Consider the following 15,739-nt stretch of genomic DNA (forward strand, 5'->3'; position numbering starts at 1 on the left):
TCAAAATGAAAACAGGTTTATATATATTCTTTTTATGTTGTACACTAAGCTTACTAGTAAGTTGTAGTGAAGACACATTAGGAGAAACAGGTATCGGTAATATAACGGGGGTGGTAGTCTTTGAAGGAGATAATGCCCCACAGGCAAATGTAAAAATATCTACAAATCCACCATCAAATACTGTTTTTACAGGTGAAGATGGAAGCTTTGATCTAGGTGAAGTAGTAGTAGGAGATTATTCTGTGCAAGCAGAAAAGAGTGATTTTATAACCGCTTTTGAGCCTGCAACGGTTACAGAGGGAGCTACTACAAACGTTATTTTTGAATTACAACCAGAAACAGCCAATAATGTAGCACCGTCTATACCAATTTTAGTCACTCCGGCAGATGAGGCAGAAGATGTGGCTCAAGACGTTCTTTTTACCTGGACAGTAACAGATCCAGATCCTTTTGATGAGCTAGTGTATCAACTAGAACTACGTAATGATATGACTAATGAAATACTCAATTTTCAAAACTTGAGTGATACCTTCTTATCAGTAAATGATCTTGCATTTTCTACTAAGTACTTCTGGCAAGTAACCGTAAACGATGGTATAAATCCAGATGTAAATAGTGAGTTTAGCTCTTTTAATACCATTGATGAGCCTAATAATAGATTAGTATTTGTACGTAAAGAGAGTAACGGTAATAATGTAATCTACTCTACAGATGACGGTTCAGAAACAGGATTAGGCCCCCTCGCTCTTACCTCGCAATCGTCTAATAGTTTTAGACCTAGACGTAATACAGAAGTAAATAAAATCGCTTTCTTACGCACCGTAGGAGGAGAGACACAACTATTTACAATGAATGAGGATGGGAGTGACGTTTTTCAAGTAACAGCATCACAACCCGTAAATGGTTTTAATCTAGAAGAAGTAGATTTCTCCTGGGAGCCTACTGGAGAGAAATTATACTTCCCTAGTTTTGATAAATTATTTTCTATAAACACAGATGGAGGAGGGTTAGAGCTCGTTTATACCACACCAGATGGTAGTTTTATCACAGAGGTAGAAAGAGCGAGATTTGACGACTTTTTCGTTATAAAAACTAATAACGTATCTGGTTATGCGGCAGAGATTCTTGTGCTAGATCTAGATGGTAACCTTATAGAGACTGCTGTAACCGGTTTTCAAGGAGCGCTAGGAGGCCTTGATATTTCTATCACCGGTAGTACTATCGTGTTTACAAGAGACATTTCAGAATTTGAAAATCCTAACTATTTACAACTAGACACACGTGTATTTACCTACGAGTTAGGCACGGGCAATGCTCCAGTAGACCAGTCTGGAGATAAACCTGCCGGAACAAATGATCTAGACCCTCGCTTTACACCTACTAATGCGGGTATTGTTTATACCAATACGCCTAATGATGAGGTATCTGTACGTGATATTGTAACATCACAACTAGGCGATGCATCCAGAACAACCCTTGTAGAGGATGGCGCTATGCCAGACTGGCAATAAGCTAGAGATATTATACTAAAAGCTCCTTTATATCATTATAAAGGAGCTTTTTTTGTTCAAGTAAAATCAAAGAGTTTTGTTTTGATTATTTAGCTCTCTTATGGTGTTTTCGCTAACCAAACCTTGCGGTGATTCATTTCGTATTATCAATATAATTACGCTTTCGCGAAAGCGCACCTATAAACATTAAAATACAATATCACCTTAAGACTTTTTGCGCGCCTCTTTTTGTGCTTTCTTGATAACGTTTTTTAGGGTTTTGTTAGTGGTGTAATCCAAAGCAGTAAGATTGTTCTTATTTGTGAGTAGTGCATTTGCATCTGCCTCAAGTAAAGCCATTACAGTGGGTAGTGCATTCTCGTTGCCACTAGCAGCTAGGTGTAATGGAGTCTCATCTCTTTTGTTTTGTGCGTTTACATCTGCTCCGTAGGATACTAATAGCGCTATTAATGCACTATCTGTTGCTTCATACGTTTCTGTAACTAGATGTAATGGGTAGTATCCATTCCCAAAGGCTTGGGTAGGTGTGACACCTTCTTCTAGAACTAACTTGGTGCCATCTATGAAGTTAAATTTGATAGCTAGTTCTAAGTCATATTGTGTGGGTTTTGCTCCACTTTCTAGCAATAGCTTTGCAACGTCTAGTTGTTTGTAACGCATCGCGTCTTCTAGAGCGATACTTGTACTTAAACCTCGTTCTATAAGTTTTTGTACAACTTTAAGATTTCCTTTTCTTGCAGCAGTAGAGATAAACGACGGGTCGATATGCTCTGTTTTTGCTAAGATGAGAAGAATGATGTCTTCGTCCTTAGTTTCCATCGCAGCGTTTAGAGCCTCTTCTGTATCTGCACCCTTCTCTAGTAAGTAGCCAGTAATTTCTTTATTACCAGTCTCTGTAGCATCTACAATAGCCTCGCTTACATTAGCCTGTCCCTGTTCTATAAGGATTTTTGATATGGCTAGGTTCTCTTTTTTTACAGCTTCCTGTAATAGCGCTGGGTCGGCAGTAGCTGCTCCCTTGGTCACTAGAAAAGCGGTAATAGATTCATTTTCTCTAGATACGGCCGTTTTAATACCTTGAGAAGGGTCTGCATCGTTTTGCACAAGTAATTCAACCATCTCTAGATTTTCCTTTGAAACGGCAAGGTCTAATGTTTGAGTGGCGTCTATAGAGGCACTTTTTGTGCTTATCACAGATTGCGCCAGCATCACACGGTCTTCTTGTACAGCAGCCTCTAGCGCTACAGCCGGAGTACCGTTGTACGTATTAAGGGCATCATTAAAGAGCTGTGTATCTTGAGACTTTGCGGCATATGAGAAAACCTCATCTGCAACGGCTTTGTTTTTTAATGACACTTCTATTGCTGGTTTGTTATCTTTCTCAATTGCATAGGTGAGTATCTCTGTGGCTTGAGCTCCATTTTTAAGCGCCATATCAAGTATGGCTGTGTTACTGTTATCTACCGCAACTTCTGCTGCAAGATTAGAATCAAGTTTTGCTTCTTTCTTAACGAAATAATTAAAGAGATCTGTGTCATTTAGTTTGGCTACGACCTCAAGCGTTTCTCCGCTTGCTTCGGTAACAGGTACAATAACATTACGCAAAGCCATATTATCGTGCTGGGTAGCTCTGTCTAGTATGTAGGCATCTGCGGTAGAGCCTAGCTTCACAAATTTCTGAGCGAGATCTTCATCATTATTTTCGGCAGCGAGAAGTAGTTCGTTTTTACCAGCTACAAATTCTTCAAACTCTTCACTCATTAACGCTTTTACAGTAGGGTAGTGGTAGAGCTCGAGTGCATAAGCTAGATCGTTATTTCTCGGTATGGCTCCTTCTCTAAAGAGTGCATAAATTACATCTGCCTCTTTATAAGCAACCGCTTTATAAATCATATTATTTTTAGGCTTAGCTCCTCGTTCTAAGAGAATGAGTGCTTTTTCTCTCTCAAAATTTCTAGGTTCAAAAGCTACATCCAGATCTTCGGTAGTAGGTACCACGCCATTATCTAGTACAAAGTTAAGAACATCGTTATCTTGTTTATTAGTAATGATGGCTTGTAGTAATCCATTTGCTCCTACGTTTCCATTTTTTTTAAATAAGTCTTTTAGTAACGGGATATTACCGGTCGCAGCAGCAGCAACAAGTTCTGTATCTAGTACATAATTATAAGTAGTTGTGATGTTCTCAATAAGTCCCTCGTCTTTAATAAGCTCTGCAGTGTAGGTGATATCATAGATGTCCTTATCAATCGTTTCTAGCTCGATGGTTTTTTCTACTTTTTGCTTTAATATGTCTTTGTAATAGGTCTTTGCGTCTTCTGTACCAGAAACTCGCAAGCGTGTCCTACCACCTCCTTTTACTAGTTTTTTTGCATCATCCCATACACTTAGGTAGCCTCTTTTTAGGTCTTCGGCTTTTATGGTTATTATGACGTTTCTATCTAGAAGCACTTCTTCGTCTGTAATAAGGGTTTCAAGACGGAGTCCACCCAACTCAATAAGCGGTTTTATATCAAGTATAGCATCGTCTTTTGAAAAGCCACCAAAAAATATATCTCCCGTGTAGTCTGTGCTCGTTGCATTCTCACCGCCCATATTTTTTTTTATAATCTTAGTGAGATCTTGCTTAAAGCGTAGGGAGTACTTTTTATAATATTTACTTGCTACTGGTCGCTGTACGGCCTTTTGAGCATAAGCAGTTGCGACTTCTATAACACTATCTAGCATTCTCACTTTTTTTGCCTTGTCTTCAACCTCTGGCATAGATACCGTTCTAAAGAGTTCTGAAAACGTTTGCAATGTGACCTCTATGGGCTTACTATTTTGAGATACGGTACCTTCCCAGTCTGTAAACCACTGGGCATCTTTTGTTCCTCCTATGGTATAGGTGTTGCTTTGCCCAGCATTTATATAAGGATCTGGATCACTAGCACCTGTATGAGTTGCAATAATATCTTTTACAACCTGTTGTTGAAACTCATCTTTCTCATAGGGTGAGTAAATATAATCTGTGTTTTTAATGAGGTTTCTTTTTAAAAATATACCACCGTATACAACTTGGTCTGCATAATGAGTCCCGTATCTGTGTATAAAACCCTCTGGTGTAATATCACGCCCCAGTCTTGAAAAATCTGCCACCATCGCACTGTCTAATGTTTTTGTAGAGCTTGTACGTAGAGATTTACGTTCTATAGGTTTTCTCTTTTGAGTATATACAAAGAGTAGCTTGTCGCTGCCGTCTGCCTCAAAGGCTTCATAATATGCGTGACTATTTATAGCCTGAAAAGGGCTGTCTAGAGAGTCTGTGCGCAAGAGTTCCTTCTCATACTCATAAGGTGTGGTGACAAAATGATAAGATACAGCGGGAGATGAGGTAATCTTACTTGTAGAGGAGCCACCCTTAAAAAGGAGTTTACCTTTTGATGAGGAGCCCCAGTCTAGGGCATCTACATAGCGCACATCAAAGCCGTGCCCCAAAACATCTTGTCGTTTGGGTCCATCATCTTGGCTCATCGCAGAGAGTGAGCTTAAAAGGAGGGCGATATGTAATATGTAGTAACTTTTATTAAAAAGAAAGTTGTTCAAGGTGTATAAGATTTAATAAATAGAATGGTTAATGAACCTTGAAAGTAGACATAAATAAGCAAAGAAAAAACTCAAATAGACTAAGGCATAAATTACTGGAATGAAGAGAGTTTGGTAAAATATTGCTGTAAGAAAAAACTGATTTTTAGCGTCTATTTTACGCTTTCGCGAAAGCGTAATAACAACAACCCGCCACATTTTACAAATAGTTTATAACTGCAGGCTAGTCTATTTTACCTCTCATTAATTAATCCCTATTTTTGCGCCATAAAATCTACCTAATGAGCCAAGAAATTTCTAAACGATATGCACAGCGCGGAGTATCTGCTGGTAAAGAAGATGTACACAACGCGATTAAAAATGTAGACAAGGGCTTGTTTCCTAAAGCATTTTGTAAAATCGTACCAGATGCACTTACAGGAGATGATGATTATTGCCTCGTGATGCACGCAGACGGTGCAGGGACAAAATCTGCACTGGCATATATGTATTGGAAAGAAACGGGAGACATCTCTGTATGGAAAGGTATTGCTCAAGATGCGCTCATTATGAATATAGATGACCTACTATGTGTAGGTGCTACAGACCATATAATGTTATCTTCTACCATAGGGCGTAATAAGAACTTAATACCGGGCGAAGTAATTTCGGCTATTATTAATGGATCTGAAGAGTTACTAGAAGAGCTTAAGTCATACGGTGTAACCATACACAGTACGGGTGGAGAAACGGCAGATGTGGGTGATCTTGTGCGCACAATTATAGTAGATTCTACAGTAACGGCAAGAATGAAGCGTAGCGATGTGATAGATAATGCAAATATCACTCCTGGTGATGTAATTGTAGGTCTAGCATCTTTTGGTCAAGCTAGTTATGAGACCTCATATAACGGTGGGATGGGAAGTAATGGTCTTACCTCTGCTCGTCACGACGTTTTTGATAACTACCTGGCCCAAAAGTATCCAGAAAGCTTTGACGCAGCAGTACCAGAATATCTAGTGTACAGTGGTTCAAAAAAACTTACAGACGCTGTTACAGATAGTCCCATAGATGCTGGTAAACTTGTATTATCACCTACTAGAACCTATGCACCTATTATAAAAGATATACTATCTAAATATAAGTCAGACAGCATACACGGTATGGTGCACTGTAGTGGAGGAGCACAAACTAAAATTTTACACTTTGTAGAAAATCTACACATTATAAAAGATAACCTTTTTGACACACCACCTTTGTTTAAATTAATTCAAGAGGAGAGTGGCACAGACTGGAAAGAGATGTATCAAGTCTTTAATATGGGTCACCGTATGGAGATTTATTGCCCTCAAGAGGTGGCAGATGATCTTATTGCCATATCAAAATCTTATAATGTAGATGCACAAATAGTAGGTAGGGTAGAAGATTCACCTTCTGGTAAAAAACTCAGTATACATAGTGCTCACGGTGATTTTACATATTAATAATTTGTAATATTAAGGTTACTAGCTAGTTAATAGTTAAATAGTGTAGGAAGATTCGTTTGTTTTGAAACTAAAATTAGTATATTTAATACGCTTAGTGTTTAATTTTTAGGCATCTAAGTTCCCTACTAATTAAGAAATAAATGAAATTCTCGCTAAGTGACTTGTGGAGTAAATTACCGCTATTAACCATCTTTTTGGTAGCTCTCAATGTGATTTCTCTTTACTATATGAGAGAGGTTAGATTCCTCAGGTATGTCCAGATTTTCACCATAGTTATCTTTATACTATACTACCTTGTCCATACATTAAAAGTGCGCATACTCATAGTTATTATACTCGGGATGTTTTTGCTAAGAGAAATTTCTATTTTTTACTACGGTAATAGTCTTGGTCAAATTGCCTATTTAACTTTAGGGTGTCTAGTATATGGTCTCATTTGTGTCAAGCGTTTAGATACGATACAAGTATTAGCCAGGGATAAAATTGCTATTGTCTGTACTTTTCTTTTCGTGATACTTAACCTGTTTATGATCAACGAACTTATTAGTATGGTTAAAGATAGTTATGATGGATCGTTTCAGGCAAGTTTAACATTTCTTTTAGGCATTATCATCACCTTACTAGGGGCGGTAGCTGTTTTATACAATCAAGTCGTAAATAGTGATAGATCACTCACATTTTTGTTTTTTGTTTTCTGTATGATCTTTTCAGACGTGTCCTCTCTTTTAGGATATTATTTTAATATGCGCTTTTTCTACTATATAAACTTTGTAGGTGCAACACTAGGCTTATCATTTTTTATACATACCGTTTTAAATGTACGTGGAGAACGTGAGGATAAGGAACTCCTCAAAAGTATGCTCTAGATATTGATTTTCTTTTTTTTACGCTTTCGCGAAAGCATACTAACGCCCATTTCCCTTTCATACCTTGCTTAAATTATCGTAAATTCGCTTCTTATTATAGAAAGTAGATGTTAGAAAAATTACAGATAGTAAAGCAGCGTTTTGATGAGGTAAGTGACCTTATCATACAGCCAGATATTATATCAGATCAAAAACGTTATGTCTCTCTTAACAAGGAGTATAGTGACTTAAAGGCACTAATGGATGTGCGTGAAGAATATATAGAACTTACAGATAATTTTAAAGAAGCCGAAGAAATCATAGCAGACGGTAGTGATGCCGAGATGGTTGAAATGGCAAAAATGCAATACGAAGAAGCAAAATCTGGTATTCCTGAACTAGAGGAAAAAATCAGAATGATGCTTATCCCAAAAGATCCAGAAGACGCCAAAAACGTCGTAGTAGAAATACGTGCGGGAACCGGTGGTGACGAGGCAAGTATCTTTGCAGGAGATCTTTACAGAATGTACACTAAGTATGTAGATAGCGTACCTGGGTGGAAACACAGTACGGTAGACTACTCAGAGGGTACCTCTGGAGGATTTAAAGAAATCCAGTTTGAGATTACAGGTCAAGATGTATATGGTACAATGAAGTTTGAGGCTGGAGTGCACCGTGTACAACGTGTACCTCAGACAGAAACTCAAGGTCGTGTGCACACCAGTGCTGCTACAGTAATGGTACTTCCAGAAGCCGAAGAGTTTGATGTGCAAATAGAGCCTAAAGATGTACGTGTTGACTTTTTCTGTTCATCAGGGCCAGGAGGGCAGTCTGTAAATACAACCTACTCTGCAGTACGATTAACACACATCCCTACAGGACTTGTAGCACAGTGTCAAGATCAAAAATCACAACACAAAAACAAAGAGAAAGCCTTTAAAGTACTACGCTCACGTTTATATGATCTTGAACTTGCAAAAAAACAAGAAGAAGATGCTGCAAAGCGTAACTCTCAAGTAAGTAGTGGTGACCGTAGTGCAAAAATACGTACCTACAACTATCCACAAGGACGTGTAACAGACCACCGTATAGGACTTACATTATACGATCTCCAAAACATTATAAATGGAGATATTCAAAAAATACTAGAAGAGTTAAGACTTGTAGAAAATACAGAAAAACTCAAGTTCACCGAAGGAGAATTATAAGCACACAATGAAGACAGAAGATCTTATCTCGCAGATTAAAAAGAAACAATCTTTTCTTATTGTAGGTCTAGATACAGATCTTGATAAAATACCTAAGCACTTATTAAAAGAAGAAGATCCCATCTTTGCTTTTAATAAAGCCATTATAGATGCGACTCAAGACCTATGTGTAGGTTATAAACCTAACACGGCATTTTATGAGGCTTATGGTCTTAAGGGCTGGAAGGCGCTAGAGAAAACCATTAATTATATTAATGAAACCTACCCAGAGCAATTCACCATAGCAGATGCAAAGCGTGGTGACATAGGTAATACATCTACACGATATGCAAAAGCCTTTTTTGAAGATCTTAATTTTGACTCAGTTACCGTAGCGCCTTATATGGGTAAAGACTCTGTAGAGCCTTTTCTCGCTTTTAAAGATAAGCATACCATAATACTAGCCCTTACGTCTAACCAAGGTGCTTTTGACTTTCAGACCCAGACTATTAATGGGCAAGAGCTATATAAACACGTACTTGAGACTTCTAAGAGCTATGAAAATAGTGACCAACTTATGTATGTAGTAGGTGCGACAAAAGCAGAGTATCTTACAGATATAAGAGCCATCATACCAGAAGCTTTCTTACTTGTACCTGGTGTAGGAGCACAAGGAGGTAGCTTGCGTGAAGTATGTAGATATGGTATGACAGAAGATATTGGGCTTCTAGTTAATTCTTCAAGAGGGATTATCTATAATTCTCAAGGAGAAGATTTTGCCATTGCAGCACGTAATGTTGCCCAGCAAATGCAGTCAGAAATGCAAGAGATTTTAGTTCAAAACAGCTAGAGATGCAGATAGTAGATCAGATGGGGCGATCCCTTACTTTTGATCATACGCCTGTGCGCATCGTCTCCTTAGTGCCTAGCCAGACAGAGCTGCTGGTAGATCTCGGTTTACAATCTTCACTTGTAGGTATTACAAAATTTTGTGTTCACCCAGTGACTTTACGCAATGAAGTAAGCGTTGTGGGAGGTACAAAGCAAGTGCATTTTGATAAAATTAAGGCACTACAACCTGATATCATACTTTGTAATAAAGAAGAAAATACAGAGGAGATGGTTCGTATACTGCAAGACATTGCAACTGTACACCTATCTGATGTTTTGACGCTTCAAGATGCTCACAATCTGATTATACAATATGGTACTATTTTTAATGTGACTCAACGTGCTACAGCAATCACAACTCGCATTAAAGAAGAGCAAGAACGCTTTCGCGAAAGCATAACAAACCCCATTAACACCCTTAAAGTAGGCTATTTTATATGGCAAGAGCCGCTTATGGTTGTAGGTGATGATACCTTTATAGATCACCTAATAGAGGAACTCGGTTTTGTAAACGCATTTAAAAATAAAGAAGGAAGGTATCCTACAGTTACCGAACAAGATCTCAAAGACTTAGATTATGTGTTCTTGTCTTCGGAGCCATTTCCTTTCTCAGAAAAGCATATAGAAGCGTTTCAAAAAAAGACCACCGCACAAGTTGTACTTGTAGATGGTGAGTATTTTTCTTGGTATGGGAGTAGGCTCATAAAAGCCTTTCCCTATTTTACGAGCTTATCTAAGCGCTTAAAACTTTAAAAACTTAATCTTTTTATCCAGTTGTAAGGCTTCATAGGTGAGTACGTCACTTTTTTCGTGATCTGTATACATTATATTATAAGACTCCTCTACGAGTTTCTTGTGCTTACGTTGCATAAAAGATTTGAGGCGCTTGTGTTTTGAGGCAACATTAGTCATAATTGATTAATTAGTTAAGGGGATTTTTATACACACATTAAATGTAAAAAAAAAATCCAAACCAAAATGTTATAACTATGTAAAAATCAAGTAATTAATGTAGGATTAAACTTGTTAATCTTGTAATGCAAACACGCGCTTAAGTAAATCTGTAGTTCTGCTTTGTGTTTTTGTTCTTATTTCTTTTTCCTCTACAGCAATCATTGTGTACACACCTTGTAGCGCTTGTTGCGTTACATAATCTGTAAGATCTGGATTTACATTATTTGTAAGAGGTAAGTCATTATACTTTGTGATGAGGTTTGTCCAGATTTGATCTGCCCCTACTTTTGCAAAGCTATTTTTAATTACAGGGTTGAATTTATTATACAGTGCAGCGTTTGTTTTTCCTTCTAGATATTGAGTTGCCGCATCATCTGTACCTAGTAAAATGGTACGCACATCATTAAAGGTAATTTGCTTCACCGCGTCTACAAAGATTGGCGTAGCCTCACTTACAGCATCTTCGGCAGCGCGATTAAGGGCTTTTATACCTTCATCTGCTAGTTTACCTAGGCCTATAGCTCTTAAGGTATTATCTACTTTTTGTAATTCTTCTGGAAGCAAAATTTTTACGAGTTCGTTTTTATAAAAACCATCTGTAGAAGTAAGTTTTGTCACTTGCTTATCAATCCCAAAATCAAGCGCTTGTTTAAGTCCATTACCTATCATCTGGTTATCTATGCCAGGCAATCCAGACTCACCAGGAAGCCCGTCTATAACGCCTTGTAATTCGGCACAAGAAACGAGTGAAAATAAAACGAGTACAGCGATGATCTTTTTCATAATAATGTTATTTAAGTATTGTGGTAAATATAATTGATAATTACGCTTTCGCGAAAGCGTAACCCTGCTTATTCATTTCTTTTAAGTAAAAATTATCGTCTTATTGCCATACACAAAGCATTTATGTTGAGCGTGTAATTTTATCGCTCTTGAGAGTACGATTTTCTCTAGGTCTCTACCTTTTGCAATGAGGTCTGGAATGGTGTGGCTGTGGGTCACACGTATGGTGTCTTGCTCGATGATGGGACCTGCGTCTAGCTCTTCGGTGACGTAGTGACTGGTGGTGCCTATAATTTTTACACCGCGAGCAAAGGCAGCGTGATAAGGTTTTGCACCTACAAAGGCAGGTAAGAAAGAGTGGTGTATGTTTATAATGCGATGCGGAAATTCATTTATTACCGTAGACGTGACAATTTGCATATAGCGAGCTAGTACGATAAAGTCTACCTGGTGTGCTTTGAGTAGTTTGAGCTGTTCTTGCTCTGCGGCAGCTTTGGTGTCTTTTGTCACTGGGATGTGATAAAAAGGGATGTCAAAATTTGCCGCAATATGTGCGAGATCACTATGGTTACTTATGATAAAAGGGATATCTACGTTAAGCTCGCCAGCGTTGTAGCGGCCTAGTATATCATAGAGGCAGTGATCATATTTTGACACAAAAATGGCCATTTTGAGTTTTTGTGTAGCAGGATAAAGTTGCCATTGCATCTCAAAGGGAGTTGCCAGCTTTTCTTTAAAAGCTGCTTTAAACTGTGCAGTGTTAAAAGAAGCATTTGTAAATACACACTCAAGGCGCATAAAAAATACATTTGCCACCGCATCTACGTGCTGATCTATATAGGTGGTGTTTCCCTCGTTTTCTAAAATGAAATTGGTCACCGAGGCGATAATTCCCTTTTGGTCTTTGCAGTGTATCAGTAAGGTAAGATGTGCCATATCATTGGTTTTGTGACCCCTAAATTGCACATATTATAACATAAATCTGTTATGTAGATTACTTTTTGTGTAATTCATATTCAACTCGCTTTATTATTGAATATTACGTAAATTTACATCGTTATACATACTTAAAATTACAGATGGAACAAGCCACTCCTTATACTCCTAAGCATAAAGTTAGAATAGTAACTGCTGCTTCCCTTTTTGACGGACACGATGCCGCGATAAATATTATGCGCCGTATTATACAAAGTACCGGTGTTGAGGTAATACACTTAGGTCACGACCGCAGTGTAGAAGAAGTAGTAAATACTGCCATACAAGAAGATGCAAATGCCATTGCAATGACCTCTTATCAAGGAGGGCACAATGAGTATTTTAAATATATGTACGACCTTCTTAAAGAGAAAGGTGCGGGACATATTAAAATCTTCGGTGGAGGAGGTGGTGTGATACTTCCAGAAGAGATTAAGGAGCTTATGGATTACGGGATTACTCGTATTTACTCTCCAGATGATGGCCGTGCGATGGGGTTACAAGGAATGATTAATGACCTTGTACAGCAGTCTGATTATGCCATAGGAGATAAGCTAGACAACCAAGCGTCTCAACTTAGTGATAAAGTACCTACGGCTATAGCCAGAGTAATCTCTGCTGCCGAAAACTTTCCTGAGGTTGCAAAAGATACCCTTGATGCAATTCATAAAAAGAATGAATCTTCACTGACACCCGTACTTGGTATTACAGGTACTGGAGGTGCAGGTAAATCTTCACTAGTAGATGAGCTGGTGCGTAGATTTCTTATCGATTTTCCAGAGAAGACCATTGGTCTTATTTCTGTAGATCCTTCTAAGCGTAAAACGGGTGGAGCCTTACTAGGTGACCGCATCCGTATGAATGCGATTAACAATGAGCGTGTGTATATGCGCTCGCTGGCTACGAGACAGAGTAACCTCGCACTATCTAAGTATGTAGGGGAAGCCATAGAAGTACTTAAAGCAGCAGAGTATGATTTAATCATCCTTGAGACATCAGGTATTGGGCAGTCAGATACAGAGATACTAGAGCATAGTGATGTGTCGCTTTATGTGATGACACCAGAATTTGGCGCAGCTACGCAGCTCGAGAAAATAGATATGCTAGACTTTGCAGATCTCGTTGCGATAAACAAATTTGACAAGCGTGGGTCGCTAGATGCGCTACGTGATGTTAAGAAACAATATATGCGCAACAATAACTTGTGGGATACACCGCAAGATGAGTTGCCAGTTTTTGGAACCATTGCAAGCCAGTTTAACGACCCAGGGATGAACACGCTTTACAAGCGTATAATGGAAAAGGTAAACACGGTAAACGAGGCAGATCTTACGAGTACTTTTGAGATAAGCCAGGAGATGAGTGAGAAGATCTTTGTAATACCTCCAGCGCGTACACGTTACCTGAGCGAGATTGCAGAGAGCAATAGAGGGTATGACGCTTTCGCGAAAGCACAACAAGAAACAGCACAACGTCTCTACGGAATATTTAAAACCATCGAGACCATAGCAGGAGTTACTCCAGCACTTGACAAAGCAGGTTTACAAATCACAGACTTTGCCGCCGAAACTACCGAAGAAGATAAAGATCTTGTCAAGTTGTTGCTGGCACAGTTTGACCGTAAAAAAATGGATCTCGATCCGTACAACTGGGAGATTATTACGGGTTGGGACGAGAAAGTAAATAGATACAAGGCGCCTGTGTATACCTTTAAGGTAAGAGACAAGGAGATTAAAATCCCTACGCACAGTGCCTCATTATCACATACAGAAATACCTAAGGTAGCCTTGCCAAAGTATCAAGCTTGGGGAGATATCTTAATCTGGTGTTTACAAGAAAATGTACCGGGAGAATTCCCATACACTGCGGGACTCTATCCTTTTAAACGTACGGGAGAAGATCCTACACGTATGTTTGCAGGAGAAGGAGGACCAGAGCGCACAAACAAGCGTTTTCACTACGTGAGTTTAGGAATGCCGGCTAAGCGATTAAGTACCGCTTTTGACTCGGTAACCTTATATGGTAACGATCCAGGTCACCGTCCAGATATTTATGGTAAGATAGGTAACGCGGGAGTGAGTATTTGCTGTCTTGATGATGCAAAGAAATTGTACTCTGGTTTTGACTTAAGTCACGCAATGACCTCTGTAAGTATGACCATAAACGGACCTGCGCCTATGCTGTTAGGTTTCTTTATGAATGCCGCTATAGATCAAAACTGTGAGAAGTACATTAAAGAAAATGGACTAGAAGAAGAGGTAGAAGCAAAGATTGCAGCTATCTATAAAGGAAAAACACGTCCTGCATACCAAGGTGATCTTCCAGAAGGAAATGATGGTCTAGGATTAATGTTACTAGGCGTAACAGGTGACCAAGTACTCCCAGCAGATGTGTATAACCGTATAAAAGTAGAGACACTTACACAAGTGCGTGGTACGGTACAAGCAGATATTCTTAAAGAAGATCAAGCGCAAAATACGTGTATCTTCTCTACAGAGTTTGCACTGCGATTAATGGGTGATGTACAAGAGTATTTTATCGAGCAAAAAGTGCGTAACTTCTATAGTGTGTCTATCTCTGGATATCACATTGCAGAGGCAGGAGCAAATCCTATCACACAACTTGCACTTACATTATCTAACGGATTTACGTATGTGGAGTACTACCTAAGCCGTGGAATGGATATCAATAAATTTGGTCCTAACTTATCATTCTTTTTCTCAAACGGAATCGATCCAGAATATGCGGTCATAGGTCGTGTTGCTCGTAAGATCTGGGCAAAGGCAATGAAGGAGAAATATAAAGCAAACTCACGTGCACAGATGCTTAAGTATCACATCCAGACATCTGGGCGTAGTTTACACGCACAAGAGATTGACTTTAACGACATACGTACAACCTTGCAAGCCTTGTATGCGATTTATGATAACTGTAACTCGCTACACACAAATGCTTATGATGAGGCTATCACAACGCCTACAGAAGAGAGTGTACGTCGTGCGATGGCAATCCAGCTTATTATCAATAAAGAGCTAGGACTTACTAAAAACGAAAACCCAATACAAGGATCATTTATTATAGAAGAGCTTACAGAACTTGTAGAAGAGGCAGTCTTACTAGAATTTGACAGAATCACAGAGCGTGGTGGTGTACTAGGAGCGATGGAGACAATGTACCAGCGTTCTAAAATACAAGAAGAAAGCTTGTATTATGAAACGCTTAAGCACAACGGTGAGTTCCCTATTATAGGAGTAAACACCTTCTTAAGTTCAAAAGGAAGTCCTACAGTACGTCCAGCCGAAGTAATAAGAGCTACCGAAGAGGAGAAGCAATATCAAATCGAAATGCTAGAAAACCTCCACAAGGAAAAAGCAGATAAAATAGAAGCAGAGCTTGCAAAAATTCAAGATGCAGCGATTAATAACCGCAACATTTTTGAAGAACTTATGGAAGCAACAAAAGTTTGCTCATTAGGACAAATCACAAGTGCGCTCTTTGAAGTAGGAGGGCAGTACAGACGTAATATGTAATACTACGAGATG

11 protein-coding genes are annotated in these 15,739 nt (G+C 38.8%); 7 read left to right on the forward strand and 4 right to left on the reverse strand.

Annotated elements, in window-relative coordinates; genetic code table 11:
• Nucleotides 1–5 precede the first annotated feature (5 nt).
• A complete protein-coding gene (locus tag ABVM49_RS09910; protein ID WP_405201709.1) occupies nucleotides 6–1,511 on the forward strand; it encodes a carboxypeptidase regulatory-like domain-containing protein in 1,506 nt (501 codons plus the stop codon).
• A 204-nt stretch (nucleotides 1,512–1,715) separates the two neighbouring features.
• Here ABVM49_RS09910 and ABVM49_RS09915 read toward each other — a convergent pair whose 3' ends face one another.
• Nucleotides 1,716–5,024, reverse strand: coding sequence for an ankyrin repeat domain-containing protein (locus ABVM49_RS09915; RefSeq protein ID WP_405201710.1), 3,309 nt, complete (start codon nucleotides 5,022–5,024; stop codon nucleotides 1,716–1,718).
• A 353-nt stretch (nucleotides 5,025–5,377) separates the two neighbouring features.
• Here ABVM49_RS09915 and ABVM49_RS09920 point away from each other — a divergent pair, with 353 nt between their 5' ends.
• The 5 genes from ABVM49_RS09920 (at nucleotide 5,378) to ABVM49_RS09940 (ending at nucleotide 10,238) form a co-directional block, all read left to right on the forward strand.
• Nucleotides 5,378–6,559, forward strand: coding sequence for an AIR synthase related protein (locus ABVM49_RS09920; RefSeq protein WP_405201711.1), 1,182 nt, complete (start codon nucleotides 5,378–5,380; stop codon nucleotides 6,557–6,559).
• A gap of 530 nt (nucleotides 6,560–7,089) precedes the next feature.
• Nucleotides 7,090–7,428: a hypothetical protein gene (locus tag ABVM49_RS09925; protein WP_405201712.1), complete on the forward strand. Its 339-nt coding sequence runs from the start codon at nucleotides 7,090–7,092 to the stop codon at nucleotides 7,426–7,428.
• Nucleotides 7,429–7,535: 107 nt separating this feature from the next.
• Nucleotides 7,536–8,615 carry a peptide chain release factor 1 gene (gene prfA / locus ABVM49_RS09930; RefSeq protein WP_021778694.1) on the forward strand — a complete coding sequence of 360 codons (1,080 nt, stop codon included), beginning with the start codon at nucleotides 7,536–7,538 and terminating at the stop codon, nucleotides 8,613–8,615.
• A gap of 7 nt (nucleotides 8,616–8,622) precedes the next feature.
• Complete coding sequence (gene pyrF / locus ABVM49_RS09935) at nucleotides 8,623–9,444, forward strand: orotidine-5'-phosphate decarboxylase (protein WP_405201713.1); 822 nt, start codon at nucleotides 8,623–8,625, stop codon at nucleotides 9,442–9,444.
• A 2-nt stretch (nucleotides 9,445–9,446) separates the two neighbouring features.
• Nucleotides 9,447–10,238: an ABC transporter substrate-binding protein gene (locus tag ABVM49_RS09940; protein WP_405201714.1), complete on the forward strand. Its 792-nt coding sequence runs from the start codon at nucleotides 9,447–9,449 to the stop codon at nucleotides 10,236–10,238.
• Here ABVM49_RS09940 and ABVM49_RS09945 read toward each other — a convergent pair.
• From ABVM49_RS09945 to purU, 3 genes are all read right to left on the reverse strand, one after another.
• Nucleotides 10,227–10,397: a Lacal_2735 family protein gene (locus ABVM49_RS09945; RefSeq protein WP_152594935.1), complete on the reverse strand. Its 171-nt coding sequence runs from the start codon at nucleotides 10,395–10,397 to the stop codon at nucleotides 10,227–10,229. The two genes, ABVM49_RS09940 and ABVM49_RS09945, sit on opposite strands and share 12 nt — an antisense overlap.
• Before the next feature lie 114 nt (nucleotides 10,398–10,511).
• Nucleotides 10,512–11,222 carry a DUF4197 domain-containing protein gene (locus ABVM49_RS09950; RefSeq protein WP_375253258.1) on the reverse strand — a complete coding sequence of 237 codons (711 nt, stop codon included), beginning with the start codon at nucleotides 11,220–11,222 and terminating at the stop codon, nucleotides 10,512–10,514.
• Nucleotides 11,223–11,303: 81 nt separating this feature from the next.
• A complete protein-coding gene (gene purU, locus ABVM49_RS09955; protein WP_405201716.1) occupies nucleotides 11,304–12,158 on the reverse strand; it encodes a formyltetrahydrofolate deformylase in 855 nt (284 codons plus the stop codon).
• Between the two features lie 143 nt (nucleotides 12,159–12,301).
• On the opposite strand from purU, the gene ABVM49_RS09960 reads away from it, so the two are divergent.
• Complete coding sequence (locus ABVM49_RS09960; protein WP_405201717.1) at nucleotides 12,302–15,727, forward strand: methylmalonyl-CoA mutase family protein; 3,426 nt, start codon at nucleotides 12,302–12,304, stop codon at nucleotides 15,725–15,727.
• Nucleotides 15,728–15,739 lie beyond the last annotated feature (12 nt).

This window comes from Dokdonia sp. LLG6352-1, from assembly GCF_045055815.1.
GTDB classification, from domain to species: Bacteria; Bacteroidota; Bacteroidia; order Flavobacteriales; family Flavobacteriaceae; genus Dokdonia; species Dokdonia donghaensis.

What these genes read in the sequence shown, in the direction of transcription:
- pyrF (WP_405201713.1), top strand. Translation starts at nt 8,623, where the DNA reads ATGAAGACAGAAGATCTTATCTCGCAGATTAAAAAGAAACAATCTTTT.
- ABVM49_RS09925 (WP_405201712.1), top strand. Translation starts at nt 7,090, where the DNA reads ATGATCAACGAACTTATTAGTATGGTTAAAGATAGTTATGATGGATCG.
- prfA (WP_021778694.1), top strand. Translation starts at nt 7,536, where the DNA reads ATGTTAGAAAAATTACAGATAGTAAAGCAGCGTTTTGATGAGGTAAGT.
- ABVM49_RS09940 (WP_405201714.1), top strand. Translation starts at nt 9,447, where the DNA reads ATGCAGATAGTAGATCAGATGGGGCGATCCCTTACTTTTGATCATACG.
- ABVM49_RS09910 (WP_405201709.1), top strand. Translation starts at nt 6, where the DNA reads ATGAAAACAGGTTTATATATATTCTTTTTATGTTGTACACTAAGCTTA.
- ABVM49_RS09950 (WP_375253258.1), bottom strand. Translation starts at nt 11,222, where the DNA reads ATGAAAAAGATCATCGCTGTACTCGTTTTATTTTCACTCGTTTCTTGT.
- ABVM49_RS09920 (WP_405201711.1), top strand. Translation starts at nt 5,378, where the DNA reads ATGAGCCAAGAAATTTCTAAACGATATGCACAGCGCGGAGTATCTGCT.
- ABVM49_RS09960 (WP_405201717.1), top strand. Translation starts at nt 12,302, where the DNA reads ATGGAACAAGCCACTCCTTATACTCCTAAGCATAAAGTTAGAATAGTA.
- ABVM49_RS09945 (WP_152594935.1), bottom strand. Translation starts at nt 10,397, where the DNA reads ATGACTAATGTTGCCTCAAAACACAAGCGCCTCAAATCTTTTATGCAA.
- ABVM49_RS09915 (WP_405201710.1), bottom strand. Translation starts at nt 5,024, where the DNA reads ATGAGCCAAGATGATGGACCCAAACGACAAGATGTTTTGGGGCACGGC.
- purU (WP_405201716.1), bottom strand. Translation starts at nt 12,158, where the DNA reads ATGGCACATCTTACCTTACTGATACACTGCAAAGACCAAAAGGGAATT.